Origin of the sequence: Pseudomonas sp. NPDC077408, assembly GCF_050269105.1 — a bacterium.
Taxonomy (GTDB): Bacteria; Pseudomonadota; Gammaproteobacteria; order Pseudomonadales; family Pseudomonadaceae; genus Stutzerimonas.
In genome coordinates this window covers 695,611-719,933 of sequence record NZ_JBNNHS010000002.1, presented here as the reverse complement: position 1 = coordinate 719,933, position 24,323 = coordinate 695,611, and the positions used below count along the sequence as shown (strand labels likewise).

The following is a 24,323-nucleotide window of genomic DNA, read 5'->3' as shown; positions in this document are numbered from 1 at the left end:
TCGCTCCTACGAAAAGCGGGACGGCGGGCGCTGACGGCTGTACACCTCGCCAGCCTCTGTAGGAGCCAGCTTACTGGCGGTCCGGGCTCTACCGCAGCATGAATCTCAGCGCTTGATCGCGAGCGAGCTCGCTCCTACGAAAAGCGGGACGGCGGGCGCTGACGGCTGTACACCTCGCCAGCCTCTGTAGGAGCCAGCTTGCTGGCGATCCGGGCTCTACCGCAGCATGAATCTCAGCGCTTGATCGCGAGCGAGCTCGCTTTTACGAAAAGCGGGACAGCCGGTCGCTGACGGCTGTGCTCAGATCGCCAGCCTTTGTAGGAGCCAGCTTGCTGGCGACCCGGGCTCTACCGCAGCATAAATCTCTGAGCTTGATCGCGAGTTCGCATGCTCCTACGAAAAGCGGGACGGCCAGTGGCTGACGGCTGAATTACCTGCCAGCCTTACGGGCGCAGCGCGGTATGTTGAGATTCTAACGCTGCAACCGCATCACCTGCGCCTGACCGCGCTGCCACGATTATCTGAAGGAACAACCATGCAACCAGTAATTGAGCAGCGACCCCTGATGGTTTATCTGGCGGTGGGTCTGTTGCAGGGCCTGACGCTATGGATGGCCAGCGAAAGCTGGCCGCACGGGTCTGTCTGGCGGTCCATCTGTTCGGCCCTGATTGTGTTGATCGTGGTGGGGGGCTGGCAGCTGCAGATGCTCTGGGGACAATTGCGCGAGGCAGATCGCTGGAAGCTGCTGCTCCCGGCGATTCTTTTGCCCGCGACGCTGGCGGCGTGGCTTGGGGTTCAGTTCGACCAGCCGCGCTGGTATTACTTCGATGAAACGACCGGCACGCTTCTGCTGTGGAGTCATCTGGCACTGGCTTACATCCTCACACCCTTCATCCAGGCTCGTGACCCTGCGCATCGCTGGCGCTTCGACTACAGCGCGCTCTACCGTCACGCCTGGAACAACGGTTTGCTGCTGTTCATGGCGCTCGTGATGCTCGGGGTGTTCTGGCTGTTGATCTGGCTCTGGGCGGGCCTGTTTAGCATGCTTGGGGTCGATCAGTTCAAGCGGCTCTTCAATTCGTCCGGCTTCGTCTGGGTCGCCAGCGCGACTGTTGTCGCCGCCGGGCTGCGCATCGGGCTGGAGCGCGGCCAGGTCATCGATGCGCTGCGCAATGTGCTGCAGGCCATGTGTCGTTTTCTGCTGCCGCTGACGGTGGTGATCCTGCTGCTGTTCGTGGTTTTCCTGCCGTTCACCGGTCTTGCTCCGCTCTGGGCGACACGCCACGCGACGCCGATCTTGCTGGCATTGGTGTTCGCGCATATCGCACTGCTCAACGGGGTGGTGCAGGACGGGCTGCAGAGGTCCCACTACCCGCGACCCTTACGGTTGCTGGCGGATGCCAGTTCGCTGTGCCTGCCGTTACTGGCTGGCCTCGCGATGCATGCGTTGTGGCTGCGGATCGACCAGTACGGGCTGACGCCGGATCGCGTGTTGGCTGCGCTCCTGGCGCTCGTAGCAATGGTGCACGGCCTGGCACTGGTGAGAGCAGTGATCCGGCGTGATGCCGCGTGGCTGAGCGGGCTCCGACAGAGCAACCCGCCTCTGGCACTGTTCGCCGCCTGCCTGTTGGTGCTCATGCATGTGCCGGCGCTGAGCCCGCTGCAACTGAGCGCGGCCAGTCAGTATCAGCGTCTGCTGAGTGACGAGTTGCCAGTCGAGCGAACCGACATGGGCGCGCTTCGCTTTCAGCTGGGCGAGCCGGGACGGCGATATCTGCAAGCGCTGCGTCAGCAACTAGACGAGCCTTGGAAAGACGAGGCTCGGCGCACGGGCCTGCAAGCCGATCTGCAGCGGCTCGATAAGGCGGACCACTACTGGGCGTGGAAGCGCGAGCAAGAGGTCGCGACCGCGCCGCCAGTGCCCTGGATTGGCGAACCTGTAACGGATGAAGATGGCTCATTGGCACGTGCCGTCAGCAATCAGGGATGCTTAGCAGAGTGCCGGTTGTTTGCGGTGGATCTGGACCGGGACGGCCAATCCGAAGTGCTGCTGCTTCGCGGTGAACCCAGGGTTGTTCCAGTTCTGGGGCGTGGCGCGGCAGGAGGGTGGCATTGGCTCGGCCAGCTGCGCGTCACCGCAGGCGCGCTGCCGGACGGCGAGGCGCTTGATGGGCTTCTGGAGCGTGGTGAATTTGAATTGGTCGCGCCCCGATTCAGTGCAATCGAGATCGATGGTGCTCGCCTGGAACCGGCCATCGGCGAACCATGAAAAAGCCCGGCGGGAAGCCGGGCTCTTTCTTCGACGCTGATCAGCCGTCCAGCATGGCCTTGTTGCGCACCGCGCCCTTGTCGGCGCTGGTGGCGAGCAGGGCGTAGGCCTTGAGCGCTGTTGTCACCTTGCGCGGGCGCGGGGCGGCAGGCTTCCAGCCTTTCTTGTCCTGCTCGATGCGGCGGTGGGACAGTTCTTCATCGCTGACCTGTAGCTGGATGCTGCGGTTGGGGATGTCGATCAGCACCTTGTCACCGTCACGTACCAGGCCGATGGCGCCGCCCGCAGCGGCTTCTGGCGAAGCGTGGCCGATGGACAGGCCCGAGGTGCCACCGGAGAAGCGGCCGTCGGTGAGCAGGGCGCAGTCCTTGCCCAGTCCCTTGGATTTCAGGTACGAGGTCGGGTAGAGCATTTCCTGCATGCCCGGGCCGCCTTTCGGGCCTTCGTAGCGAATAATGACGATGTCGCCGGCCTTCACTTCGTCATTCAGGATGCCCTTCACGGCGCTGTCCTGGCTTTCGAAGATCTTGGCGGTGCCTTCAAAGACATGGATGGATTCATCCACACCCGCGGTCTTCACCACGCAGCCATCCAGGGCGATGTTGCCGTAGAGCACGGCGAGGCCACCTTCCTGCGAATAGGCGTGCTCGACGCTGCGGATGCAGCCTTCGGCGCGATCCAGATCCAGGGTGTCCCAACGGGTCGACTGGCTGAACGCCGTCTGCGTCGGGATACCGCCCGGGCCTGCCTTGAAGAAGGTGTGTACCGCTTCGTCCTGGGTCTGGGTGATGTCCCATTTAGCGATGCCTTCGGCAAGCGTTCGGCTGTGCACGGTGGGCACATCGGTGTGCAGCAGGCCGCCACGGGCCAGCTCGCCGAGAATGGAGAAAATGCCGCCAGCGCGGTGCACGTCTTCCATGTGGTACTTCTGGATGTTCGGCGCAACCTTGCACAGCTGCGGCACTTTGCGTGACAAGGCGTCGATGGCGCGCAGGTCGAAGTCGACCTCGGCTTCTTGAGCCGCAGCCAGCAGGTGCAGGATGGTGTTGGTGGAACCACCCATGGCGATATCGAGCGTCATGGCGTTCTCGAACGCCTTGCGACTGGCGATATTGCGCGGCAGCACCGATTCGTCGCCCTCACCGTAATAACGCTGGCACAGCTCGACGACGGTGCGACCGGCGCGCAGGAACAGCTGCTCACGGTCGCTGTGGGTCGCCAGGGTCGAGCCGTTGCCGGGCAGGGCTAGCCCTAAGGCTTCGGCCAAGCAGTTCATCGAGTTGGCAGTGAACATGCCGGAGCAGCTGCCACAAGTCGGGCAGGCGCTGCGCTCGTATTCGGCGACCTTCTCGTCCGAGGCGCTTTCATCGGCAGCGATGACCATGGCGTCGACCAGGTCCAGGCCGTGACTGGCCAGCTTGGTCTTGCCGGCTTCCATCGGGCCGCCGGAAACGAACACCACCGGGATGTTCAAGCGCAGGGCGGCCATCAGCATGCCGGGGGTGATCTTGTCGCAGTTGGAAATGCAGACGATGGCATCGGCGCAATGCGCGTTGACCATATATTCGACCGAGTCGGCGATGATCTCGCGCGAAGGCAGCGAATAGAGCATGCCATCGTGGCCCATGGCGATGCCGTCATCGACTGCGATGGTGTTGAATTCCTTGGCGACGCCACCGGCCTTTTCGATCTCGCGGGCGACCAGTTGGCCCAAGTCCTTCAGGTGCACGTGGCCGGGCACGAACTGGGTGAAAGAGTTGGAAATGGCGATGATCGGCTTCTTGAAGTCTTCGTCCTTCATGCCGGTGGCACGCCACAGCGCGCGGGCACCGGCCATGTTGCGGCCGTGCGTGGAAGTTTTCGAGCGGTAATCGGGCATGACGGTTCCTGCGGCTAATCAGCGGTTCGAATAGTGCTTATGGTGAGCGTCACCTGTGCCGCGTGCAACGGCAGGTGACCGTGCGTGCGGAGGGGCCGGATCGAGGCGGGGTATCGCTCGGGCGGCCTGGGCTCATGGCCCGCCTGGGGATGATGGCGAGGAATGCGCCGATTCTACGCCCGTTCCCTCTGGCGAGCCAAACGGCACGATTACCGGCGCTCATCCTACGTTGAGTCAGGCGCATCAACACCGAAGCTAATGATGAATTATTCAGCCGGGGCGAAGCGCGGCCGTTCGTCCGCTGCAAGGGCGCTTCCGGTGGCGCTGTGGTTTCAGCTGGCTAGGGTTGATTCGGGCCGACTGCCACCCGCGTCACTGACGGGCGGGCGACATAGGAGGTGCAGTGCGTTCGACTCGCATGGCGGGCTGGCGCGAACGTCCATACACATAATCAGAACAACAAGAGGAATGCACATGCTGGACATCAAACTTAGCGGCATTGCCGCTGCGCTGGGCCTGGCGATCTGCGGGTCTGCCTTGGCTGCGCCGCTGCCGGATACGCCCGGCGCGCCCTTTCCTGCGGTATCGAACTTCGAGCGCTCCGGCCCCTATGCCACAACCAGTCGCAGCGAAGGCCCGAACTGCCGCGTCTACCGTCCCAGTAGCTTGGGGCAGAACGGCGTCCGGCATCCGGTGATTCTCTGGGGTAACGGTACCGGGACAGGGCCGACCGCGTATTCGGGACTGTTATCGCACTGGGCCAGCCATGGATTCGTTGTCGCAGCGGCGGAGACGTCCAACGCCGGGACTGGACGGGACATGCTGGCCTGCCTCGACTATCTGGTACAAGAAAGCAATCGCACCTATGGCACTTACGTTGGCGTGCTCAACACCGGTCGGGTCGGCACGTCAGGTCATTCCCAGGGCGGCGGTGGATCGATCATGGCTGGGCAGGATGATCGGGTAAGCGTGACCGCGCCCATCCAGCCCTACACCATCGGGCTGGGTCATGACCCGTCTTCCCAGCGAAATCAGAAGGGACCGATGTTCCTGATGTCAGGCGGGGGCGACACCATCGCGTTTCCGTACCTCAATGCGCAGCCGGTCTACACACGGGCCAATGTGCCGGTGTTCTGGGGTGAGCGGCGGTATGTCAGTCACTTCGAGCCGGTCGGCGACGGTGGAGCCTACCGTGGACCCTCAACGGCGTGGTTCCGCTATCACCTGATGGAGGATGAAACGGCGCGCAGCACCTTCTATGGTCGCTTCTGCGGGTTGTGCACCAGTGTCCTTTGGACGGAGCAGCGCAAGGGCATCGAGTAAAGCCCGACGAAGCCCCGCACGCGTGATTGGTGCGAGGGCTTCGGTTAGTCGACGCTGATCAGCTGTTAGGCAGGATGCGACTGGTGATGCTCTTGATGTAGCGCGTCTCGGGAATCGCCGGATGTACCGGATGGTCCGGGCCCTGGCCGCCGCGCTCGAGCAGCTGGATATTGCGGTCAAGATGCCGTGCGCTGCCGAGCAGGATGTTCTGCAGGTTGTCTTCCTCAAGGTGCATCGAGCAGCTGGCGCTGACCAGGATGCCGTCCTTGTTCAGTAGACGCATCGCGGTTTCGTTGAGGCGGCGGTAGGCGGCTTCACCATTCTTGATGTCTTTTTTGCGCTTGATGAAGGCGGGCGGGTCGGTGATGACCACGTCGAAGCGCTCTTCGGCGTTCTTCAGCTCTCTCATCGCTTCGAAGGCATCGCCTTCTACGCAGGTCATTTTCTCGGCAACGCCATTGAGCGCGGCGTTGCGCTCGACGCCATCCAGCGCGAACGCCGAGGCATCGACGCAGAACACTTCACTGGCGCCAAAGGCAGCGGCCTGGACGCCCCAGCCGCCGATGTAGCTGAACAGGTCGAGCACGCGCTTGCCTTTGACGTAGGGCGCCAAGCGCGCGCGGTTCATGCGGTGGTCATAGAACCAGCCGGTCTTCTGGCCCTGCAACACGGGGGCTTCGAATTTCACGCCGTTCTCTTCCAGCGCAACCCATTCCGGGACTACGCCAAAGGCCGTGTCGACGTACCGCTCCAGGCCCTCGGCATCGCGGGCACTGGAGTCGTTCTTCCATAGCACACCGCGCGGCTTGAGCACCTGGACCAGGGCTTCGAGCACGGCATCCTTGTTGCGCTCCATGGTGGCGGAGGCCAGTTGCACCACCAGATGGTCATGGAAACGGTCCACCACCAGGCCCGGCAGCAGGTCCGAGTCACCGTAGATCAGGCGGTAGCAAGGTTGATCGAACAGACGATCGCGCAGCGACAGAGCGACCTGAATGCGATGCACCAGCAGTGATTTATCCAGGCTGTGCTTGAGGTCGCGCGACAGAAGGCGCGCGCAGATCAGGTTGTTCGGCGAGACGCCGACAATGCCCAGGGGCTTGCCGCCGGCCGCTTCGAGGATCGCCTGATCACCAGCGGCAAAACCGCTCAGTGGCGTGGCTGCGGTGTCCACCTCATTGCTATAGACCCACAGATGACCGGCGCGCAGGCGGCGGTCGGCGTTGGCTTTGAGGCGCAGGCTGGGCAGGCTCATCGGGAGGGCTCCGGGAAAAGGGCGCGATTATAGGCCAGAGGGCTGACAAAAGCGCTGGCTGGATGGAGGAGGGGAGTTGGGGTTAGCCATCGCTGCTGGGAGCAGTTGCTCCAGCAGGCGGCTCAGAAGAGGCATCGGCCTGTCGCAGTCGACCGGTATTCGCGATGCCTCGGCGTTACCTAGCTGGCGTCAGGCCGCGAGGGCTTTGATCAGCGCTTCGTTGAACGCCGGAATGTCGTCCGGCTTGCGGCTGCTGATCAGATGGCCGTCGACCACGACCTGCTCGTTGACCCACTGGGCGCCAGCATTCTTCAAATCGTCGGTCAGCGACGGCCAGCTGGTCATCTTCTTGCCTTTGACCAGGTCAGCGGAGGCCAGCAACCAGGCGCCATGACAGATCACGGCTATGGTCTTGTTGGTGCGGGCCGCATCGCGAACCAGCTCCTGGGCCATCTCGTCGGTGCGGATGGTGTCGGAATTCACCACGCCGCCCGGAAGCAGAACGGCGTCGTAGTCTTCCATGTGAATGGTGTCGAACGTCTTGTCGACGTGAAACTTGGTGGCGGGCGTGGTGTGGTTCCAGCCGGTCACTTCGCCATTCGATGACGAAATGATCTCAGCGGTCGCGCCGGCTTTTTCCAGCGCCTCCTTTGGCCCAGTCAGCTCGACCTGCTCGAAACCGTCTGTCACCAGGATCGCGATGCGTTTGCCTTTCAGGGAATCGGCCATTTCGTTTTCCTCCTCGTCGGATTTCAAATTGATCTACTTGAAATCCGACCGCCATCTCAGCCAAAGTTCGCACTCTTTCCTTGGTGGCCTTGTGCTATCGACAAGGTCGAGCCGCTTTCTATGTCCATTGAACTTACCGACGAGCAGATCCGCAGCGTGCTGCAGGGGATCAGCGTGCCGCCGCAGCCGCAGATCATGGTCGACCTGCAGATGGAACAGGTCATGCCTGATCCTGACTTGCGCGCCATTGCCCGCCTGATCAGCCAGGATCCAGGGTTGTCCGGCGCCTTGCTGAAAACGGTTAACTCTCCGTTCTTCGGCCTCGCCAACCGCATCGCCTCAATCCAGCAGGCCGTCAACCTGCTGGGTTGCCGTTCAGTGATCAACCTGATCAATGCGCAATCGATCCGCGGCGAGCTGACCGATGCGGCGATCGTCACGCTTAACCGGTTCTGGGATTCGGCGCAGGATGTGGCCAGCACCTGCCTGGCGTTGGCCAAGCGCATCGGTCATCCGGCGCCGGACGAGGCCTATACCCTCGGACTGTTCCACAACTGTGGCATCCCGCTGATGCTGACCCGCTTTCCTGGCTATATGACGGTGCTGGAGGAGGCCTACGCCAGTGTCGGTGCCGAAACGCGCATCACCGATGTCGAAAATCGGATGCTCAACACCAATCATGCGGTGGTCGGGTATTTCGTCGCACGCTCGTGGAAGCTGCCGCAACATCTTTGCGAGGCCATCGCCAATCACCATAACGCGCTGGCGCTGTTCAACGATGAATGGAGCGACCCTCAAGTCAAAACGTTGCTGGCGATCCTGAAGATGGCTGAGCACATCTGCGCCTGCCATCGTGTACTGGGCGATCAGCCGGAGGACCATGAGTGGGATGCCGTGGCGCAGCTGGTGCTCGAATACGTTGGCCTCTCGGAATACGATTTCGAATGCCAGCGCGACATCATTCGTGAGCTGGGTGTCGGCTGACCGGGCCGTGCATTAACTGCTAAGGTCGCCTGCCGTTCCCTTCTCGATTTGCCCGTATGCCCGAACTCCCAGAAGTCGAAACCACCCGTCGCGGCATCGCTCCGCATCTTGTCGGCCAACGTGTCCGCCAGGTCATCGTGCGCGAGCGACGGTTGCGCTGGCCGATTCCAGAGGATCTGGACGTACGGCTGTCCGGTCAGCGGATCGAGTCGGTCGACCGGCGCGCCAAGTACCTGCTGATCAAGGCCGAGGTCGGCACCCTGATCGCGCACCTGGGAATGTCCGGCAGTCTGCGGCTGGTGCCGGCTGATCTTCCGGTGGGTAAGCACGAGCATGTCGACATCGTGCTGGAATCCGGCATGGCGCTGCGTTACACCGACCCGCGCCGCTTCGGCGCCCTGCTGTGGAGCGATGATCCGCTGAGCCATGTACTGCTCGCCAGCCTGGGCCCGGAGCCGCTCAGCGATGGGTTCGACGGAGAGCGTCTGTATCAGATGTCGCGTGGACGCAGCATGGCGATCAAGCCGTTCATCATGGACAACGCGGTGGTGGTCGGCGTCGGTAATATTTATGCGAGCGAGGCGCTGTTCGCTGCCGGAATCGATCCGCGGCGAGCGGCCGGCGCGGTGTCGCGGGCGCGCTACCTGAAGCTGGCTGTCGAGATCAAGCGGATCCTGGCCTATGCCATCGAGCGCGGCGGCACCACGCTGCGCGACTTCGTGGGAGGCGACGGCAAGCCGGGTTACTTCCAGCAAGAGCTGTTCGTCTACGGTCGGGGCGGGGATTTTTGCAAAACCTGTGGTTCGACCCTGCGAGAAATTCGCCTCGGCCAGCGTGCCAGTGTCTATTGCGGACGCTGCCAGCGATGAAAAACCGATCAGCCATGCACTGCGCAGGCATTGACGGTGTTCACGATCAACAACCGGCGGCCACTGCTATAGTGACGCTCACTACAATCATCTGCCTCGTTTCGCCCAGCTGAAGGACCACACCATGAATCTGTTTCGCTCCACTGCTGTTGTCTTGGCCCTGACCACAGGTCTGCTGACGATGCCTGTGCAGGCGCAATCGGTACAGCAGAACGCCAGCGGCGATCCGATGTACACCGTCGAGGCCCCGAAAGCCTTTTCCATCGTTGGCGATCTGCTGATCGCCCGTCCGCTGCTGATCGCGGCCACTGTCGTCGGAGCCGGCCTGTTCGTCGTGAGCCTGCCGTTCAGCGCCATGGGCGGCGGCATCAAGGAGACGGGGCATGCGCTGGTTGTTGAGCCCGGTGCTGCGGCCTTTGCTCGCTGCCTGGGCTGCACCCGCGTCGGTTACAACCGCCAGGATTGATCCCAGCGGTTCAGCTTTACCGGGTCGGCGGTTTATCCGACTCGCTCTACGGCCTCGCCGCTTCTTCGCGTGCGGGGCCGTGTCGTTTTCGGCTGTTGTGTTTCTAACGTGCTGCGCAGCCAGCAGCCACGTTGTGGCAGCAACAGCTCAGCAGTCGTGGTCGACTTGAAGCCTCACCCATGGTGGTTAGGCGGCTCTTGCAGCGGCGTGGAAAAACGGGCGTCTGTTTGGGGGCGGACCTCACCTTCAGGGTGAGGTCGGAAGGTCGATCAGGCTTTGCCAGTGATGATCATGTACTTCTGCATCAGCTCATCCTTACTCTCGACATTGCTTTCATCGAGCGGGATGCAATCCACCGGGCAGACCTGTTGGCACTGCGGCTCGTCGTAATGGCCGACGCACTCGGTGCAGAGGTTGGGATCGATGACGTAGATTTCCTCACCCTGGGAAATCGCGCTGTTCGGGCACTCGGGCTCGCACACGTCGCAGTTGATGCAGTCATCGGTGATTATCAGGGACATCCAGCTAACTCCAGCTGCAGCATCGACCGCAGCACAGGTAAAAACGATGCGCCAATTTTGCCGCATCGACTCGCCCGGTGCACGCGGCAGTGCTCACCCTTCTGTCGGTAATCATCCGCCGCACGAAGGCTGAGTGCTTCAGCGCGAGGCGTAGCGCTCGGTCAGCGCCTTCATCACCGATGGGTGAACGAATTTGCTGACATCGCCGCCAAGACGGGCGATTTCGCGGACCAGGGTCGAGGAAATATAAGAGAACTTTTCAGACGGGGTCAGAAACAGGCTTTCCACGTCCGGGACGAGCTGGCGGTTCATGTTGGCCAGCTGGAATTCATATTCGAAGTCCGAAACTGCCCGCAGGCCGCGCAGCAGCACGTTGGCCTTCTGCTCGGTGACGAAGTGCGCCAGCAGCGTGGAGAAGCCCATGACCTTGACGTTCGGCAGATGCGAGGTCACTTCCTTGGCCAATGCGACGCGCTGCTCGAGCGGGAACAATGGATTCTTGTTGGGGCTGGCAGCGACGGCAATGATGACTTCGTCGAACAGGCGCGAGGCGCGCTCGACCAGGTCGGTGTGGCCCATGGTGATCGGGTCGAAGGTACCCGGATACAGCACTCGATTCATCGCGGCGTCCTGACGCATGCGTGGGGGGTGGATGGTAGCGGCTCGGCGTCGGCAGCGTAAAGCATCAAAGCGGATGGCTGCCGAATGTCAGCACAACGAAGCCGTTCACGCATTTTTCAATCGTTCGGCCAATTGACTCGAGAGTTTCGCGGCGAGGCCGTAGATGGATAACTGCGGATTGGCCCCGATGCTGGTGGGAAACAGCGAGCCGTCGTGGATCGACAGGTTTTCCAACTGATGGTGCCGGCCAAGGCTGTCGGTGACCGCCTGACGAGGGTCTTCGCCCATGGCGCAACCGCCCATCACGTGAGCACTGCCGAGCCGGGTGCGATATAGCGCGAGATTCAGCCCGTCGATCATCTGGCGCGCTTGTCCGAGGCTGGTCGCATGGCTGGCGTCGTTGTGCAGCGGCAGGACAGTTGTGGCGCCGGCAGCAAACTGGATTTCCGCCATGCTGTGGTAGGCACGGCGAATGCCATCCCAGGTGTAGGGTGTCATCCGGTAGTCGAGCGTGGGCGTGCCGTCGCTGCGCAGCTGGACCTGCCCTTCGGCGCTGTCCGGGTGAAAACCGTCGCGCATCAGCGCAATCATCGCGTTGGTATGTGGCAGCTGCTCCATGCGCCTGGCGTTGTCGATACCGGCGCGGCCAAGCAGGGTCGCGGCCAGGGCCGGATGGATGGGCGGTACTTCAAGCTTGTAGGACATACGCCCGCGGGTGCCATCGTCCCATTGGAAATGGTCGGAATAGATCGACTGGGGCGCGCCGTAGAACGGGTTGATCACCTTTTCAAACTGGGCGGCGGAAAAATTCACCAGATGAAGAAAGGTGCGTTTTCCGACGCGCTGGTGTGGGTCGGGCGCATCCGAGCGCAGTAGGATGGCGGGCGTGTTGATACCGCCGCCGGCGAGGATGTAGTGACGAGCACGCACCCGAATCTTGTGCCCGGTCGGCGCAACGCTGCGCGCATCCATGGCGAGGCACTCCAGTGCGGTGACGTGCCCCTTATCGACGACTAGACGGTCGGCGCGGGCGAGGTAGAGCAGTTCGCCGCCGGCATCCAATGTGGCCGGGATGGTTGTCACCAGCATTGATTGCTTGGCGTTGGTCGGGCAGCCCATGCCGCAATAGCCCAGATTCCAGCAGCCTCGCACGTTGCGCGGGATCACTGCCCAGCTGTAGCCGAGTGCTGCGCAGCCGTCGCGGATCACCTGATTGTTGGCGTTGGGTGGGAGCGGCCAGGGCTCGATGCCCAGACGCTGCTCCATGCGCTCGAACCAGGGCGCCATGCTCTGCTCGGAGAGGTTCTGGACGTCGTGCTCGTCGGCCCAGTGCTCCAGTGTGGCGGCTGGCGTGCGGAAGCTCGACGTCCAATTCACCAGGGTCGAGCCGCCGACAGCGCGGCCTTGCAGAATGGTGATGGCGCCGTCCTTGCTGGTCCGTCCGATTGCCTCCTGGTAGAGCGAGGCGTAGGCGGCGGGTTCCTGCATGTCGAAGTCTTGGCTGCTGCGCAACGGGCCTTCTTCGATCAGCAGCACCTTGTAGCCGGCCGCGCTGAGGGACTCGGCGCTGGTGGCACCACCGGCCCCGCTGCCAACGATGGCGATGTCGGCGTCGAGCGTGATGTCCTTCTCGAGCCGCGAACCGTCATGAGTTTTCCAGCCGCGGGCGATACCTTCGGCAAAGGGGTCAGTGACAGGCATTTCGGTTCCTCAGGTCGGGCGAGCGGTCTTCTTGTTCATCGCTAGATGACCGGCGGTCCGGGATAACCGCAGTGGCGCCAGGATTCCGGTCGGCCATACCACGCCATCAGAATCATCTGCTGAAGCGAGGCATGACCCTGCCGCAATAATGCAATCGGGCTGTTTTCCCAGCGCTGCAGAAACGCCTGAATCTCGCCGTCCTGCGCCTGTTCCCAGCCGCCCCAGACCCCGGTCAGCGGACCGCGGGTGAGCGGCAGGCTCAGCAGATCGAACAGCTGCGAAACTTGTTTTGATACGGCGGGTGGCAGGTGGGCGAGCCCCTCGTCCAGGCTCGTCAGGGTGCTCCACACGGCGTCGGGCATGCTAGATGCCGGAACGGCGCCTTCCAGAATGACTGGCGTCAGGCGATGCAGCATTGGCAAGTCGCTTTCGCGCACCTGTACGAAGCCAGGAGCAGACTGCTCGGCACTGCAACCGGACAAACTGCCGATCAGGCCAGCGCCGGCGAGGGCGGCGCTGCCAAACAGGCCGACCCTGAGAAGGCTGCGGCGGGAAAATGGTCGCTCGGTATTGATCATTGTTGTTGTCACCGGCTGCGCTTTTCAGCGCACGAAGAGCTTGTAGACCAGCTTCTGCAGCGCCTTGCCGTAAGGGGGATAGATCATTCGCGCGGCATTGAAACGTTGCTTGATAAAGACGCCTTTGGCCTTGCTGAAGGTGAGGAATCCATCGTGCCCGTGGTAATGGCCCATTCCCGACGGACCAACGCCCCCGAACGGCAGATCATCCTGGGCGACGTGCAGCAGCGTATCGTTGAGGCAGACCCCACCGGAATGGGTGTGACGCAGCACATGGCGCTGCTCGGCTCGGTCATACCCGAAGTAGTACAGCGCCAGCGGCCGGGGCCGTGCGTTGACATAGGCGAGGGCCTGACCGATGTCGTCATAAGGCACCACCGGCAGCAGCGGTCCGAAGATCTCGTCCTGCATGACCTGCATCTCATCGGTGACATCGAGCAGGAGGCAGTGCGGCATTCGCCGTTCCTGGCCTTGCTCGAACAGCGGCAGCAGGCGTGCGCCCTTGGTCTGGGCGTCGTCCAGGTAGCCCTGCAGCCGGGCATGCTGGCGCCGGTTAATGATGGAGGTGTAGTCGGGATTGTCTGCCAGCTGTGGGTAAAAGCGTCGAACCACCTTTCGATAGGCCTCCACGAATTCATCGATGCGTGGCCGGGGTACCAGCACGTAATCCGGCGCGACGCAGGTTTGCCCGGCATTGAGCGTCTTGCCAAACGCGATCCGCTCGGCCGCATCGGCGAGCGGCACGTCGGTCGAGACGATCGCGGGCGACTTACCGCCCAGTTCGAGCGTCACTGGCGTCAGGTTTTCCGCGGCCGCTCGCATGACGTGCCGGCCAACGCTGGTGCTGCCGGTGAACAACAGGTGATCGAAGGGCAGCTTTGAAAAGGCGATACCCACGTCTGCCTCGCCAAGGACAACCGCGACCTGATCGTCAGAAAAGATTTGTGCGAGCAGATCCTTGAGCAGCTGACCCGTGGCCGGCGTGGACTCGCTCATCTTTAGCATCACCCGGTTGCCGGCAGCCAGCGCGCCGATCAGCGGGCCGATGGCCAGATACAACGGGTAATTCCACGGCACGATGATGCCGACCACCCCGAGTGGCTGATAGACGACGCGGGCGCTGGCGGGCTGAAAAGCCATACCCACACGACGCTTAGACGGCTTCATCCAGCGCGTCAGGTGGCGTTTGGCGTGTCGAATGCCATCCAGGCTGGGCATGATCTCGGCTAGCCGCGTCTCGTCTGCCGAGCGGTTACCGAAGTCCTCACTGATGGCATCGATCACCGGCTGCTGATGACTGGCGAGCAAATCGTGGAGCGCCTCCAGCCACTGCAGACGGTCAGCGGCAGTAGGGCTGGGATAGGCCTGAAAAGCGCTGCGCTGACGCTCGAATAACGCCTGCAGATGCTCGGCTTCGAAATGGCTGGGATGCGGATACACGGCGTCGGCAAGCACTAGAGACGCTCCGGAAAGGCGACAGATCGACGATTTCTAGAGTAAAAACTCTAAAGTGTCAAACCTGTGCGCAGCCACGATGGCCGGGTTACCTTTGCGTTCCAGCTTTAGCACGACGAAAGTAGCTTTCTGCATGTCACCCAAACCGAGCACCCGCGAGCGCATCCTGCAAGCGAGCCTGGAGCTGTTCAATGCTCAAGGCGAGCGCAGCGTGACCACCAACCACATCGCTGCACACCTGGAGATATCGCCGGGCAACCTCTATTACTACTTCCGCAATAAGCAAGCGATCATCGCCGAGCTGTTTGATCGCTATGAGCGAAATGTCGATGGATTTCTACAGCTGCCGGAAGGACGGGCGCTGACCATCGAGGATAAGACCCGCTACCTCGAATCGCTGCTTTCGGCGATGTGGGATTACCGTTTCGTGCACCGTGATCTTGAGCATCTCTTGAGTGGCGACGACCAGCTTGCCGCACGCTATGGGCTGTTTGCCAAGCGTCACTTGCTGAGTGCGCAAGCCATCTACCAAGGCTTTGTTGATGCCGGGATCCTCCGGATGACGCCGGCTCAGGTCGAGGCGCTGGCCGTCAACGCATGGATCGTCATGACCTCATGGGTGCCATTTCTCTGCACGTTGGGCGGAGGCGAGGACAGGGGCATGGACCGAAACATGCTGCGCCGAGGCATTTTTCAACTGCTGGCGCTCGAGGAGGGCTTTGTGACAGACGAGGCTCGTCCGGCCGTTTCAGCCTTGCTGGCGAAATTACACGCCCCGATCCTGCAGCGATGAGCTGTGGGCAAGCTACGGCTGGCTGGTCTGCTATGGCTCCTTCAGCCACTCCGGTATCCGCCGGTCCAGGTAATAGCAAGGTTTGAGCGGCGAGCCTTCGACGAAGCCAACGTGCCCGCCGGTCCTGTGCAGTTCCAGAATGGTGGTTGCGGATAGCTCATCAGGCTCGGGCACGCTGTGGCGGAAGACGAAGGGGTCGTCTTCGGCCTGGATCAGCAGCGTTGGGATGCGAATGTCGGGCAGGAAGTAGCGGCTTGAGGCGCGGCGGTAGTAATCGGTTGCATTAGCATAGCCATGCAGTGGGGCGGTGAAGCGGCCGTCGAAATCCCAGAAGGTGCGCATGCCTTCCAGCGAGCCCAGACGCTGCAGTGCCGAGAGATGGAGATCATCGCCGTTGCTCGCGAAGAGGCGCTGCTTGTCTTTCACGTAGGCCACCATCTCGCGCATGAAGTGCGCCTGGTACACCCGCGAAAAGCCGAGGCCGATACGGTCGGCGCACTGGTCCAGGCGAAACGGCACGGACACCGCCACGGCTTTTTGCAGCGGTGCTGCCTGGCCGGTTTCGCCGAGGTATTTGAGCAGCACGTTGCCACCGAGCGAGTAGCCCACGGCATACAGCGGGGCCAGTGGCCGCGAGGCTTGTAGATGAGCTATGACTTCGCTCAGATCATCGCTCGCACCGGAGTGATAGGCGCGCGGCAGCAGGTTTGGCTCGCCCGAGCAGCCTCGCCAGTTGATCGCGATGCTTGCCCAGTTCCGGTTCGCCAGCTCCTGTTGCAGGCCGAGCACGTAGAGTGAGCTCGATGAGCCGGTTAGGCCGTGCAATACCAGTACGAGCGGTGCGTCCGCTTCATGCGGCCCATGCCAATCGAGATCAATGAAATCGCCGTCAGCGAGCCACAGCCGCTCACGGCGGCGTTGCAGCAGAGGCGTACGGCGGCAGAACGGGTTCCATAGCGTTTGCAGATGGCCGCCGGGCAGCCACCTGGCCGGGGCGAAGGGGCGATCCATTTCGAGTGCGGCGCTGGTATCAGGAATGGTGGGCATGGTCACCCAGGCTCGATTGCAATGCGGGTCCGTATCGCTGGCCGGCTTTTCCCGGCCAGAAGAGCGCTGCTCTGAGGCTTAGTCTGCGCCGCTGCGCTCCCACAACGCATAGTTCACTTTGCCCGCCTGCTTTTCACGGTGCAGGCGCCAGTTGCCAGGCAGGCCAAGACTGGAAGGGGCAGCTTCGCTCTCGGTATAGACCCAGGCATGTTTAGCTAGCCAGCCCCTGTTTTCGAGCAGCTCGCAGGTGGGCTGCAACAGGTTCTTGTTGAACGGAGGGTCGAGAAACACCAAGTCGAATGGGGTCGGGTTCTGGGTTTCGAGATAGCGCTGGGCGTCGCTTTGCAGCAACTGGCCCTGGCCGCACTTGAGCGTATCCAGATGCTTACGCAAGCTGGCAATCGCATTGGCATTCACATCCAACGCGAGTGCCATGCTGGCGCCGCGCGAGAGGGCCTCAAGGTAGAGCGCACCACTTCCGGTGAAGGGGTCGAGCACCCGCGCGCCAGAGAGGTACGGCGCGAGCCAGTTGAACAGCGTTTCGCGGACGCGATCAGGGGTCGGTCGCAGGCCTTCGGCGTCGGGAAAACCGAAGCGTCGGCTGCGCCACTCACCGCCGATGATACGCAGCTGGCCCTGGCCCCCATGGGCAGAGGGACGGACGGGTGGATTGGCCATCAATGCTCCGGAACGCTGCTGGGTTGTTCGAGGGGCTTCGTGCTGGGCGGTGGCAGCGGCTTCTGCTCAACCTGCGGGCCCGCGGTGACAATCACGAAGTCGTTCGGGCTCAGATGCTTGTTCATCGCAGCCTTGACGTCTTCGACCGACAACGCCTGGACCTGTTGCATGAAGTCTTCAAGGTAGGTCAGTGGCAGGTCATAGAACCCGATGCTTCCCAGCTGACCGACAATGTCACTGTTGCTGGCCGTGGACAGCGGGAAGCTGCCGGCGACTTCGCGCTTGCTGCGCTCAAGCTCAGCGTCGGTTGGGCCGTTCTGCAGAAAGTCGGCAACCAGTCGCTGAACCAGCTCCAGCGTACCTTCAGCCAGCTCGGCGCGGGTCTGCAGGTTGATCATGAAGGGGCCGGCCACTTGCATCGGGCTGAAGCCTGAATAGACACCGTAGGTCAGGCCGCGCTTTTCGCGGATTTCCTCCATCAGGCGAGTGCCGAAGCCACCGCCGCCGAGGATCTGGTTACCGAGATACAGCGCGGCGTAATACGGATGGCCACGCGGTATCCCCAGCTGCGCCAGCATCAGATGAGTCTGGTTGGAGGGGAACTCGATGTGCTGGGTGCCGGCGGTTGGCTCGCTTGGCGAGGGCGGAGGTGGCAGGGCCGGGCCCTGAGGCAGCGCTGCGGAAACCTGCGCGGCGATGGCTTCGGCCTCCTCGCGGCTGAGGTCGCCAACCAGCGCGATTATTGCATTACCGGCCGTATAACCCTGTTGATGGAACGCGCGCAGCTCCGCAACGCTGATGCCTGGGATCGACTCGGGCGTACCTTCGCTGGAGTGGGCATAGGGATGATCGCCATACAGCTGTTCGAATAGTTCGATGCTGGCCAGCTTGCCTGGGTTCTGTTTCTGGAATTCGAAGCCGGCCAGGACCTGGTTCTTAATTCGCTGCAACGAGTCTTCGGGAAAGGTCGGTTTGCCCACGACCTGGCTGAACAGACGTAGCGCTTGCTCGCGCTTGGCCGGCTCGCTGAGGCTGCGCAGGCTGGCGACCGCCATGTCGCGGTATGAACCGTTGCCAAAATTCGCGCCAAGGCCTTCGAAGCCCTCGGCGATAGCGCTGACATCCTTGCCCTCGACGCCCTCATTGAGCATGGCATTGGTCAGCATTGCCAGGCCGGGCACCCCATCATCATGGCTGCTGCCGGCGGCAAAGGTCAGACGCAGGTCGAACATGGGCAGCTGGTGCGCCTCGACGAACAGCACCTTGGCGCCACCATCGGTCTGCCAGCTCTGGATGTCCAATTCGCGCCGGGCCAAGGGTTTGTCGCCGAGCTCGGCCAAGGACTCGAGCTGAGTGCTGGCTGCTTCAGCTTCTTCAGCCTCTTTGGCGATCGCCTGTCCGGATTCGGACGGTGTGGCGACGGTTTCCTCGGTGGGAACCGGGATCGATGCGGCGGCGTCGCTGGCTTCTTCGGTGCAGGCGGCCAGGCCGAGGCAGGACGCCAACGCCAGGCCGAGCAGGCCGCGACGCAACAGGTGGCGATCACTCATCGCTGGACTCCTCGGGTAGAACATGGGCAACGCTCAGGCGAGAGCGGGTGAAATAGGTACGGGCGGCTTCCTGGATGTCCTCTGGGGTAACGGCTTCCAGAGCGCTGAGCTCCTCGTCCATCAGCCGCCAGGAGAGCCCGACGGTTTCCAGTTGGCCGATGGTGGTGGCCTGTTGGGTAATGGAGTCGCGCTCGTAGACCAATCCGGCGATGACCTGCGCGCGGACCCGCTCCAGCTCCTCGGGGGACGGCGCGGTTTGCTTGAGCTGTTCCAACTGCGTCCAAAGGCCCGCCTCGACTTCTTCCAGCGTTCGGCCTTTCTGCATATTTGGTGCGGCACTCAGAACAAACAGTGTGTCGCCGCGGGCGTAGGCGTTGTACCAAGCCGAGGCGCTGGTCACCAGCTCCTCGCCGCGCTCAAGCTGCTGGGGCAGACGTGCGCTGTAGCCGCCGTCGAGCAGCGCGCTGATCAGCCGCAGCGCATGGATCTGACTTGGCTCCTCGCTGGTGGCCAGGCTCGGTGTGTTGAAGGCCATGATCAGGCTGGGCACCTGAGTCTGCACATGCAGGCGCAGCCGGCGTTCGCCGGGCTCGTCCAATTCCAGGGGGCGCTTGGCGTCCGGCACGTCCTGTTTCTCGATCGGCCCGAAGTAGCGTTCGGCCAAGGTGCGGACTTCGTCGACCGTAACGTCGCCGACCACCACCAGGGTTGCGTTGTTCGGGGCATACCAGCGCTCGTACCAAGTGCGCAGGTCCTCGATGGTCATCCGCTTGAGATCGGCCATCCAACCAATGGTCGGGATGTGGTAGCCGCTGGCTGGGTAGGCCATGGCCTCGAAGCGCTCGAAGGCCAGCGCGCTAGGCTTGTCATCGGTGCGCAGCCGGCGTTCTTCCATGATCACTTCGATTTCGCGCTCGAATTCTTCAGGCGGTAACTTGAGGCTCGCCAGACGATCGGCTTCCAATTCGAACGCCACGGCCAGGCGATCGCGCGCCAGGACCTGGTAATAAGCGGTGTAATCGTCGCTGGTAAAAGCGTTTTCCTCGGCACCCAGTTCGCGAAGGATGCGAGAGGCCTCGCCTGGGCCAAGCTTGCGGCTACCCTTGAACATCATGTGTTCGAGCGCGTGGGACAGGCCTGTCTGCCCCGGTGACTCATAGCTGGAGCCGACCTTGTACCAGAGCTGGGAGACCACAATCGGCGCCCGGTGGTCCTCGCGCACGATCACTTTAAGGCCGTTATCCAGAAAGAATTCGTGGGTGGGCTGGGCTTCGGCAGCCATCACCAGCGGAAGGTATAAAGTGCCGAGTAGCAGGGCTGCGGCGCGGCGTAGCATCAAAGGCATAGGAGAAAGGCTCGTTCAGTGATCGATCCCGCCCGCGATAATGCCGGCTGGTGAGGACACGCGGGCCATGGTACTGGTGCCCTTGTGTCAGGGCAAAGGCATATAAAGCTCGCTTTGCCAACGCAGAAGACTGGGCGGATGGCCACGCTTAGCGCAGGCCGATGCGCAGTGCTAGGATAGCGCCCGTCTGGCTGGTGGCATGGCCGCCGGCGTATCGCCCTCTTGAGAAAATCTTCTCCATGTTTGGTTCCAACGACGATAAGAAGGCGCCGGCCGAGGCTGGCGAGAAAAAAGGCTTGTTTGGCTGGTTTCGCAAGAAACCGCAGACCCCAGGGGCCGAACCGCCGCCTGCCGAGCCGCTGGAAGACAGCCAGCCGTTCGCCGATGAGCCCGATACTGCCTTGCCCGACGAGGTAGAGACGGCCGAAGAGCCCTTGCGTTCTGAGCCTGAGGCTACCGAAGCGGAGCCCGAGCCTGCGCACGTTAAACCGGACGTTGAATTGCAGATTGAGCCGGAGGCAGAGCCCGAGCCTGCGCCGGAGCTTGTCCATCCTGAAGAAGTGCCCGAGTCGCCAATCCTCGCTGAGATTGCCGTCGAACCTGCACCTGCACCTGCACCTGCACCTGCACCAGCCGCACAAGAAGCGCCCGCCAAATTGGGCTTCTTTGCCCGGCTCAAACAAGGCTTGTCGAAGACCAGCGCCAGCATTGGCGAAGGCATGGCCAGTCTGTTTCTGGGCAAGAAGGCCATCGATGATGACCTGCTCGACGAGCTGGAAACTCGCCTGCTGACTGCGGATGTCGGCGTAGAGGCCACCACTGCCATCATGCAGAACCTGGCGCGCCGAGTCTCGCGTAAGGAGCTGGCCGACAGCGGCGCGTTGTACAAGGCTTTGCAGGAAGAACTGGCCAGCTTGCTCAAGCCTGTCGAGCAACCGTTGCTGATCGACAGCAGCAAGCAGCCGTTCGTGATCTTGGTGGTAGGTGTAAACGGCGTTGGCAAGACCACGACCATTGGCAAGTTGGCGAAGAAACTGCAGCTGGAAGGCAAGAAAGTCATGCTGGCCGCAGGCGATACCTTCCGTGCGGCGGCAGTCGAGCAGCTGCAGATTTGGGGTGAGCGCAACAACATTGCGGTGATTGCTCAGCACACGGGTGCGGATTCCGCTTCGGTGATCTTCGACGCAGTGCAGGCTGCCAAGGCCCGAGGCATTGACGTGCTCATCGCGGATACCGCCGGGCGCCTGCATACCAAGGACAATTTGATGGAGGAGCTGAAAAAGGTCCGTCGCGTGATGGGCAAGCTTGACGATTCTGCGCCGCACGAAGTGCTGCTGGTGCTCGACGCCGGAACCGGTCAGAACGCTATCAATCAGACCAAACAGTTCAATCAGTCGGTCGAGCTGACAGGCCTGGCGTTGACCAAACTCGACGGTACCGCCAAAGGTGGTGTGATCTTTGCGCTGGCCAAGCAGTTCGGCACCCCTATCCGCTATATCGGCGTGGGCGAAGGCATTGATGATCTGCGGGCCTTCGAGGCGGATGCCTTCGTCAATGCCTTGTTCGCCGAGAAAGGGACGGGCGGAGCCTCGTCATGATTCGTTTTGAACAGGTGGGCAAGCGCTATCCCAACGGCCACGTCGGATTGCACGAACTTTCCTTTCACGTGAAGCGCGGCGAGTTCCTCTTCGTCACCGGTCACTCCGGAGCTGGCAAGAGCACCTTGTTGCGCTTGCTGCTGGCGATGGAAAGACCTAGCAGTGGCAAGCTGCTGTTGGCCGGCCAGGACCTTTCGCGAATCAGCAATGCGCAGATTCCCTTTCTCCGTCGGCAGATCGGTGTGGTATTTCAGAACCATCAGCTGCTGTTTGATCGCACCGTTTTCGACAACGCCGCATTGCCCTTGCAAATCCTCGGTTTGAACAAGCGCGAAATTGGCCAACGCGTGATGACCGCGCTGGAGCGTGTCAGTCTCAAGGACAAAGCACTGCAATACCCTTCCGATCTCTCTACGGGCCAGCAGCAGCGCGTCGGTATCGCCCGCGCCGTGGTGCACCGCCCGGCGTTGCTGCTTGCCGACGAGCCGACCGGTAACCTTGATCCGCGGCTGGCAGCAGAAATCATGGGGGTATTCGAAGATATCAACCGTCTCGGTACCACCGTGCTGATTGCCAGTCACGATCTGGCGCTGATCGCCCGTATGCGTCATCGCATGCTCACACTGCAGCGTGGTCGATTGATCGGCGATGGGGAGGCCACCCGATGAGCGCACCCGAGCAGAACCCGAACCCAGCTGAACGCGCGGGCGGTGTACGCAACAAGCCAGAGCAGCCGAGAAGCGAAGAACCGGACTTCAAAGCCTTGTTTCACGCCTGGGTGGAAAGCCACCGAGCCAGCGTGGTCGATAGTGTCGGCAGGCTGATCAAGCAACCGATCGGTAGCTTTTTTACCTGTCTGGTCATGGCGGTCGCGTTGAGCTTGCCGATGGGCTTGGCGCTGTTGCTGGACAATGTCGAGCGGCTCGGTGGCTCCTGGCAGCGGGCAGCCCAGATTTCGCTGTTCATGCAGCTGGATGTGGATGCGACGCAGGGGCAAGCGCTTCGCGAGCAGATCCTGGCGATGCCGGACGTGTCCGAAGCCAGCTGGATCAGCCGAGAACAGGCGCTGGAGGAATTTCAGCAGCTGTCGGGGCTTGGCGAGGCCTTGCGAGAACTGCCGGAAAACCCGTTGCCCGGTGTGATCCTGGTGACGCCTAACGAAGTTGATCGCGATAACCTCGAGGCGCTGCGCCAACGCTTGTCGGAGTTGCCCGGGGTCGAGCAGGCCCAGTTAGACCTGCTATGGGTCGAACGGTTAACCGCCATTCTCAAACTGGGTGATCGGTTCGTGTTCGGCCTTAGCCTGTTGCTGATCGCCACGCTGCTACTGGTGATTGGCAATACCATTCGCCTGCACATCGAAAACCGCCGCACCGAGATTGAGGTGGTCAAACTGGTTGGCGGAACCGACGGCTACGTGCGGCGTCCGTTTCTCTACATGGGTGCTTTGTACGGGCTGGGAGCGGGCCTGATTGCCTGGGGTTTGCTCGCCTATGGGCTCGGCTGGTTGAACGAGGCGGTCATTGGATTGGCTGGCTTGTATGGCAGTGATTTCGGTTTGGCGGGCGTACCAGCCGACGATGGGCTGTCACTTGTGCTAGGAGCCGTGCTGCTGGGTTACATAGGCGCTTGGCTTGCGGTTGCTAGGCATTTGAGCGAGCTTTCGCCGCGCTAACTTATTGATTTATATGGTTTTCGATAGCTGTAAGGAAACTTTTCCACAGACTTGCAGTCTCATGCGGCAGTGCTAAACTGCTGCAGCTTCATTTTTGGAGGACCTGCATGACATCTAATCTCCAACCTGTTCAAGCCCTGGTCCCGGGAGGCAATCTCGAGGCCTACGTGCAGACGGTCAACAGCATTCCGCTGCTCACGGTCGAGCAGGAACGCGACTTGGCTGGACGTCTGTTCTACCAACAGGACCTCGAAGCCGCCCGTCAGATGGTGTTGGCCCACCTGCGTTTCGTTGTACATATCGCCCGTAGCTATTCCGGCTACGGTCTGGCGCAGGCCGATCTGATCCAGGAAGGCAATGTCGGCCTGATGAAGGCGGTTAAGCGCTTCAACCCTGAAATGGGCGTGCGCTTGGTTTCCTTTGCCGTGCATTGGATCAAGGCCGAAATCCACGAGTTCATCCTGCGCAACTGGCGCATCGTAAAAGTTGCCACGACCAAAGCTCAACGCAAGCTGTTCTTCAACCTGCGTAGTCAGAAGAAGCGTCTGGCCTGGCTGAACAATGACGAGGTCGAGCGGGTTGCCGACAGCCTCGGCGTTGAGGCCCGCGAAGTCCGCGAGATGGAAAGCCGTCTTACCGGGCATGACATGGCTTTCGATCCATCTGCCGACGCGGATGATGACAGCGCCTATCAGTCGCCAGCGCATTATCTCGAAGATCATCGTTACGACCCTGCGCGGCAGCTCGAAGATGCCGACTGGAGCGATAACTCAAATACGAATCTGCACGAGGCGCTGGACACGCTGGATGAGCGTAGCCGCGATATCCTCCAGCAGCGTTGGCTGAGTGATACCAAAGCGACGCTGCATGATCTCGCCGCCAAGTATGGGGTTTCTGCGGAGCGGATTCGTCAGCTTGAAAAGAATGCGATGAACAAGCTCAAGGGTTCAATCCAGGCTTGATAGCCGAAGCCTGAGCTTTCTAGTC

Annotated in this window: 22 protein-coding genes; 10 read left to right on the top strand and 12 right to left on the bottom strand. The window is 61.8% G+C overall.

The annotated features are described in order from the left end of the window. Positions 1-535: 535 nt before the first annotated feature. Positions 536-2,269: a DUF4153 domain-containing protein gene (locus ACQKEK_RS08290; RefSeq protein WP_499141975.1), complete on the top strand. Its 1,734-nt coding sequence runs from the start codon at positions 536-538 to the stop codon at positions 2,267-2,269. Positions 2,270-2,309: 40 nt separating this feature from the next. On the opposite strand, the gene ilvD is transcribed toward ACQKEK_RS08290, so the two are convergent. Next, complete coding sequence (ilvD, locus tag ACQKEK_RS08285) at positions 2,310-4,148, bottom strand: dihydroxy-acid dehydratase (protein WP_127840367.1); 1,839 nt, start codon at positions 4,146-4,148, stop codon at positions 2,310-2,312. Between the two features lie 474 nt (positions 4,149-4,622). On the opposite strand from ilvD, the gene ACQKEK_RS08280 reads away from it, so the two are divergent. Continuing rightward, complete coding sequence (locus ACQKEK_RS08280) at positions 4,623-5,471, top strand: poly(ethylene terephthalate) hydrolase family protein (protein WP_064480852.1); 849 nt, start codon at positions 4,623-4,625, stop codon at positions 5,469-5,471. Positions 5,472-5,529: 58 nt separating this feature from the next. Here the strand turns inward: ACQKEK_RS08280 and ACQKEK_RS08275 are convergent, their stop codons facing one another. Both ACQKEK_RS08275 and ACQKEK_RS08270 read right to left on the bottom strand, forming a co-directional pair. Further along, positions 5,530-6,726, bottom strand: a complete 1,197-nt coding sequence (locus tag ACQKEK_RS08275) for a class I SAM-dependent rRNA methyltransferase (RefSeq protein WP_499141974.1) — start codon at positions 6,724-6,726, stop codon at positions 5,530-5,532. 189 nt (positions 6,727-6,915) lie between these two features. Then, positions 6,916-7,455 carry a type 1 glutamine amidotransferase domain-containing protein gene (locus ACQKEK_RS08270; RefSeq protein ID WP_128120423.1) on the bottom strand — a complete coding sequence of 180 codons (540 nt, stop codon included), beginning with the start codon at positions 7,453-7,455 and terminating at the stop codon, positions 6,916-6,918. A gap of 174 nt (positions 7,456-7,629) precedes the next feature. Here ACQKEK_RS08270 and ACQKEK_RS08265 point away from each other — a divergent pair, with 174 nt between their 5' ends. The 3 genes from ACQKEK_RS08265 to ACQKEK_RS08255 all read left to right on the top strand — a co-directional run bounded on the left by ACQKEK_RS08265 (position 7,630) and on the right by ACQKEK_RS08255 (position 9,774). Then, on the top strand, positions 7,630-8,439 hold the full coding sequence (locus ACQKEK_RS08265) for an HDOD domain-containing protein (RefSeq protein WP_499142240.1): 810 nt from the start codon (positions 7,630-7,632) through the stop codon (positions 8,437-8,439). Positions 8,440-8,495: 56 nt separating this feature from the next. Next, positions 8,496-9,308 carry a bifunctional DNA-formamidopyrimidine glycosylase/DNA-(apurinic or apyrimidinic site) lyase gene (gene mutM / locus ACQKEK_RS08260; RefSeq protein ID WP_499141973.1) on the top strand — a complete coding sequence of 271 codons (813 nt, stop codon included), beginning with the start codon at positions 8,496-8,498 and terminating at the stop codon, positions 9,306-9,308. 124 nt (positions 9,309-9,432) lie between these two features. Next, positions 9,433-9,774, top strand: coding sequence for a hypothetical protein (locus tag ACQKEK_RS08255; RefSeq protein WP_045423621.1), 342 nt, complete (start codon positions 9,433-9,435; stop codon positions 9,772-9,774). Between the two features lie 269 nt (positions 9,775-10,043). Here ACQKEK_RS08255 and ACQKEK_RS08250 read toward each other — a convergent pair whose 3' ends face one another. From ACQKEK_RS08250 to ACQKEK_RS08230, 5 genes are all read right to left on the bottom strand, one after another. Then, entirely contained in the window at positions 10,044-10,295 is a 252-nt protein-coding gene (locus tag ACQKEK_RS08250; RefSeq protein ID WP_045423623.1) for a YfhL family 4Fe-4S dicluster ferredoxin, read from the bottom strand. A 138-nt stretch (positions 10,296-10,433) separates the two neighbouring features. Beyond that, positions 10,434-10,916, bottom strand: a complete 483-nt coding sequence (gene coaD, locus ACQKEK_RS08245) for a pantetheine-phosphate adenylyltransferase (RefSeq protein WP_045423625.1) — start codon at positions 10,914-10,916, stop codon at positions 10,434-10,436. A 105-nt stretch (positions 10,917-11,021) separates the two neighbouring features. Further along, on the bottom strand, positions 11,022-12,617 hold the full coding sequence (locus ACQKEK_RS08240) for a GMC family oxidoreductase (RefSeq protein WP_499141971.1): 1,596 nt from the start codon (positions 12,615-12,617) through the stop codon (positions 11,022-11,024). Between the two features lie 41 nt (positions 12,618-12,658). After that, positions 12,659-13,195: a twin-arginine translocation pathway signal protein gene (locus ACQKEK_RS08235; RefSeq protein WP_499141970.1), complete on the bottom strand. Its 537-nt coding sequence runs from the start codon at positions 13,193-13,195 to the stop codon at positions 12,659-12,661. A gap of 24 nt (positions 13,196-13,219) precedes the next feature. Continuing rightward, a complete protein-coding gene (locus tag ACQKEK_RS08230) occupies positions 13,220-14,650 on the bottom strand; it encodes a coniferyl aldehyde dehydrogenase (RefSeq protein WP_499141969.1) in 1,431 nt (476 codons plus the stop codon). A gap of 133 nt (positions 14,651-14,783) precedes the next feature. Between ACQKEK_RS08230 and ACQKEK_RS08225 the strand changes: the two genes are divergently transcribed. Continuing rightward, complete coding sequence (locus ACQKEK_RS08225; RefSeq protein ID WP_499141968.1) at positions 14,784-15,443, top strand: TetR/AcrR family transcriptional regulator; 660 nt, start codon at positions 14,784-14,786, stop codon at positions 15,441-15,443. Positions 15,444-15,473: 30 nt separating this feature from the next. On the opposite strand, the gene ACQKEK_RS08220 is transcribed toward ACQKEK_RS08225, so the two are convergent. The 4 genes from ACQKEK_RS08220 to ACQKEK_RS08205 form a co-directional block, all read right to left on the bottom strand. Continuing rightward, positions 15,474-16,454 (bottom strand): hydrolase, encoded by a 981-nt coding sequence (locus ACQKEK_RS08220; RefSeq protein ID WP_499142239.1) that lies wholly within the window; start codon positions 16,452-16,454, stop codon positions 15,474-15,476. Positions 16,455-16,568: 114 nt separating this feature from the next. Beyond that, positions 16,569-17,168 (bottom strand): 16S rRNA (guanine(966)-N(2))-methyltransferase RsmD, encoded by a 600-nt coding sequence (rsmD, locus tag ACQKEK_RS08215; protein WP_499141966.1) that lies wholly within the window; start codon positions 17,166-17,168, stop codon positions 16,569-16,571. Further along, a complete protein-coding gene (locus tag ACQKEK_RS08210) occupies positions 17,168-18,718 on the bottom strand; it encodes a M16 family metallopeptidase (RefSeq protein ID WP_499141964.1) in 1,551 nt (516 codons plus the stop codon). Before ACQKEK_RS08210 ends, rsmD begins: the two co-directional genes overlap by 1 nt. Further along, positions 18,711-20,063 carry a M16 family metallopeptidase gene (locus ACQKEK_RS08205; protein ID WP_499141963.1) on the bottom strand — a complete coding sequence of 451 codons (1,353 nt, stop codon included), beginning with the start codon at positions 20,061-20,063 and terminating at the stop codon, positions 18,711-18,713. The genes ACQKEK_RS08210 and ACQKEK_RS08205 overlap by 8 nt, the downstream gene beginning before the upstream one ends. 239 nt (positions 20,064-20,302) lie before the next feature. On the opposite strand from ACQKEK_RS08205, the gene ftsY reads away from it, so the two are divergent. The 4 genes from ftsY (at position 20,303) to rpoH (ending at position 24,298) form a co-directional block, all read left to right on the top strand. Further along, complete coding sequence (ftsY, locus tag ACQKEK_RS08200) at positions 20,303-21,661, top strand: signal recognition particle-docking protein FtsY (protein ID WP_499141962.1); 1,359 nt, start codon at positions 20,303-20,305, stop codon at positions 21,659-21,661. Further along, positions 21,658-22,329: a cell division ATP-binding protein FtsE gene (gene ftsE, locus ACQKEK_RS08195; protein WP_045423654.1), complete on the top strand. Its 672-nt coding sequence runs from the start codon at positions 21,658-21,660 to the stop codon at positions 22,327-22,329. The genes ftsY and ftsE overlap by 4 nt, the downstream gene beginning before the upstream one ends. Next, the gene (gene ftsX, locus ACQKEK_RS08190) at positions 22,326-23,336 is read left to right on the top strand and encodes a permease-like cell division protein FtsX (protein ID WP_499141960.1); all 1,011 of its coding nucleotides are present in this window, start codon (positions 22,326-22,328) and stop codon (positions 23,334-23,336) included. Before ftsE ends, ftsX begins: the two co-directional genes overlap by 4 nt. Before the next feature lie 107 nt (positions 23,337-23,443). After that, positions 23,444-24,298, top strand: coding sequence for an RNA polymerase sigma factor RpoH (gene rpoH, locus ACQKEK_RS08185; protein WP_045423658.1), 855 nt, complete (start codon positions 23,444-23,446; stop codon positions 24,296-24,298). The last annotated feature ends 25 nt before the right edge of the window (positions 24,299-24,323 follow it).

Coding starts and splice junctions, on each gene's coding strand:
- ACQKEK_RS08290 (WP_499141975.1), top strand. CDS start 536: ATGCAACCAGTAATTGAGCAGCGACCCCTGATGGTTTATCTGGCGGTG.
- ilvD (WP_127840367.1), bottom strand. CDS start 4,148: ATGCCCGATTACCGCTCGAAAACTTCCACGCACGGCCGCAACATGGCC.
- ACQKEK_RS08280 (WP_064480852.1), top strand. CDS start 4,623: ATGCTGGACATCAAACTTAGCGGCATTGCCGCTGCGCTGGGCCTGGCG.
- ACQKEK_RS08275 (WP_499141974.1), bottom strand. CDS start 6,726: ATGAGCCTGCCCAGCCTGCGCCTCAAAGCCAACGCCGACCGCCGCCTG.
- ACQKEK_RS08270 (WP_128120423.1), bottom strand. CDS start 7,455: ATGGCCGATTCCCTGAAAGGCAAACGCATCGCGATCCTGGTGACAGAC.
- mutM (WP_499141973.1), top strand. CDS start 8,496: ATGCCCGAACTCCCAGAAGTCGAAACCACCCGTCGCGGCATCGCTCCG.
- ACQKEK_RS08255 (WP_045423621.1), top strand. CDS start 9,433: ATGAATCTGTTTCGCTCCACTGCTGTTGTCTTGGCCCTGACCACAGGT.
- ACQKEK_RS08250 (WP_045423623.1), bottom strand. CDS start 10,295: ATGTCCCTGATAATCACCGATGACTGCATCAACTGCGACGTGTGCGAG.
- coaD (WP_045423625.1), bottom strand. CDS start 10,916: ATGAATCGAGTGCTGTATCCGGGTACCTTCGACCCGATCACCATGGGC.
- ACQKEK_RS08240 (WP_499141971.1), bottom strand. CDS start 12,617: ATGCCTGTCACTGACCCCTTTGCCGAAGGTATCGCCCGCGGCTGGAAA.
- ACQKEK_RS08235 (WP_499141970.1), bottom strand. CDS start 13,195: ATGATCAATACCGAGCGACCATTTTCCCGCCGCAGCCTTCTCAGGGTC.
- ACQKEK_RS08225 (WP_499141968.1), top strand. CDS start 14,784: ATGTCACCCAAACCGAGCACCCGCGAGCGCATCCTGCAAGCGAGCCTG.
- ACQKEK_RS08220 (WP_499142239.1), bottom strand. CDS start 16,454: ATGGATCGCCCCTTCGCCCCGGCCAGGTGGCTGCCCGGCGGCCATCTG.
- rsmD (WP_499141966.1), bottom strand. CDS start 17,168: ATGGCCAATCCACCCGTCCGTCCCTCTGCCCATGGGGGCCAGGGCCAG.
- ACQKEK_RS08210 (WP_499141964.1), bottom strand. CDS start 18,718: ATGAGTGATCGCCACCTGTTGCGTCGCGGCCTGCTCGGCCTGGCGTTG.
- ACQKEK_RS08205 (WP_499141963.1), bottom strand. CDS start 20,063: ATGCCTTTGATGCTACGCCGCGCCGCAGCCCTGCTACTCGGCACTTTA.
- ftsY (WP_499141962.1), top strand. CDS start 20,303: ATGTTTGGTTCCAACGACGATAAGAAGGCGCCGGCCGAGGCTGGCGAG.
- ftsE (WP_045423654.1), top strand. CDS start 21,658: ATGATTCGTTTTGAACAGGTGGGCAAGCGCTATCCCAACGGCCACGTC.
- ftsX (WP_499141960.1), top strand. CDS start 22,326: ATGAGCGCACCCGAGCAGAACCCGAACCCAGCTGAACGCGCGGGCGGT.
- rpoH (WP_045423658.1), top strand. CDS start 23,444: ATGACATCTAATCTCCAACCTGTTCAAGCCCTGGTCCCGGGAGGCAAT.